Raw genomic sequence first — 2123 nt, forward strand, 5'->3', positions numbered from 1 at the left:
TTCTTGTTAACAGACATACTGCTTCCACATGTTTTGAGAGGAATTCATAGCTGTCAAAGGACAATTTCCATTTTCCTTTTTTACTTAATTCTCTTTGAGGGAACATATCCAGATAGGATTGTACTTATGAGAATAGTTTTCCAAATAACTGAACTTAGTTTCATAGTGCTATCTTTTTCCATTTTCTTATCTTGGTTCTAAAAGTCCCAAAAGGAGCAACAGTATTAACGTGAATAAATTTATATACTTCCCATACTGCTGTTTTTGTAGCTTCATCAGCCCACTTTCTCATATGAGGTAAAAATAATTCTTCATCACTTAGTACATCAATCATTTTATTGATTGAAATAACATTTCTGTTTAGCCTATCCTTTAACTCCTCTAAGGATAAATTTGCATAGGTATCTGAAAACCACTGATATAATTCACCAAGCTGATTCCACCTAAACATATCTGATGGTGTCTTTACTGTTAAGCCATTTTTCTCATCGGCTTCCCATTGCAGGAGCAATGTTGTCCAGCCAACTTGATAAGCAAGGTTTTCAGATGGTGTTCTGTCAACTTCGTCAACGCTTTTGTCTTTCAGTGATTCTGGGATATTATTAAATTCAGAAATATACTTTTCAAAACTTTTATTTATCTCAAATTTTAGCTCTTCTTTATCTTTATATGTTCTCATAATACCTCCTGTTATTAATACAAGGTCTAATTGATAATAATCTTTTTTCAACTAATACGCGTAACGTTATAACGTCTAACGTAATAGTATCTCGAAAAAATGATTTGTCAATTATTTTTTCACTTCACACACTAATAAAATGTATATAATACATCATAAACTTTTATATCAACTGTCTATCAACGAGAAATATGTAAACTTAATTCATTGTTAATTAAAAGCAGAGCATTAGTTTAGTTCCTAAAGGTTTTAGTTACCTATGGACATAACCCATGCTCTGTTTTTAAATCATATTTCCATTTCAATGCCAGATTTAAAGGATATGATGAAGCGGTCTTCATAGACTGTAACATTCTCGATTATCTTCCTTACTAGCCTATCGTCATATTCTAGGGATCGTAACTTGTTCTTGCGTATAAACGTAATTAACTCATTGATTCGTTCATTCTCGCCACTGAGGGAGGCATCTTCTACTAAAAGGGTCTGTCGCTTGTCTCTCAGCTCATCAATCTCATCTGCTAGATGTTCATAATCTTGACCCTTATTGGCCAGCTTGATGAGTTCTTTTTGTTTTTCTTCTAGTAAATTGTTAATCTCTGAAATTTGGTATTCTGTGGTTTCTCCAATCACCGCATGAATATTTTCTTCCAGTGTCTTTATCATATTGTTGCCACCAGCAAGTAGCTTATTAATTGCGGTCATTACCGCACCATAGAGTTCATCTTCTTTTACGGTTCGGTTCTTACAAACTTCAGGACCCTGCTCGATTCTAGTCACGCATCGCCAGACAAATTCTTTTCTGCCATGAATATTCCAATAGGTTCTCCTATAAATATCGCCACAATATCCACAGAAGGTGATGGCACTTAAAGCGTACTTGCTACTATAAATTCTTTTGTTCTTGCCTTCTCCTGTGTAGATATTGCTTCTCCGATAAATTTCTTCTTGAGCCTGCAAAAATAACTCTTTAGAAATAATCGCTTCATGGCTATTTTCAACATAATACTGGGGAAAATGAGATTAACTACAGTCTCACTTACTGGCTAGTGACAGTAAGCAGACACACTCAACGTTTAGTACTCAGGCGATTTAGGGATCAAGTCAACAAACACTAAAAACTATTGATTGCATAGGATTTTTAAGCATCTCCTAACAACCCAACATCTAATCTATCACTTCATTTAAGTAGGGTATTTTAGTTTCGCTGTTAAAATCAAGCCTATTTTTATCTGTGGATGTAAATCCTACTAATATCCGATTCTCCACTCCCTTAAGCCATGCAAAGAAATTCTAAACCATATTTGCACCAAAAAGAGATTAACCACTAGCGGATCGAAGAAAAACACCTTGTCTCAGCTACGTCAAAAGATGAAATGTGAGTGACGCTAGATTCGTGCTTCAGCAATTCTAGGATCGAAGCGGTCTCGCAGCCCCTCACACAAGG

2 protein-coding genes are annotated in these 2123 nt (G+C 35.1%); both read right to left on the reverse strand.

What is annotated here, in order from left to right:
• Positions 1–160: 160 nt before the first annotated feature.
• The gene (locus tag RU93_RS11805; RefSeq protein WP_071131225.1) at positions 161–679 is read right to left on the reverse strand and encodes a ClbS/DfsB family four-helix bundle protein; all 519 of its coding nucleotides are present in this window, start codon (positions 677–679) and stop codon (positions 161–163) included.
• Positions 680–967: 288 nt separating this feature from the next.
• The gene (locus tag RU93_RS11810; protein WP_084131470.1) at positions 968–1636 is read right to left on the reverse strand and encodes a recombinase zinc ribbon domain-containing protein; all 669 of its coding nucleotides are present in this window, start codon (positions 1634–1636) and stop codon (positions 968–970) included.
• Positions 1637–2123: the final 487 nt, after the last annotated feature.

It is taken from the genome of Enterococcus aquimarinus, assembly GCF_001885765.1.
GTDB lineage: Bacteria > Bacillota > Bacilli > Lactobacillales > Enterococcaceae > Enterococcus_I > Enterococcus_I aquimarinus.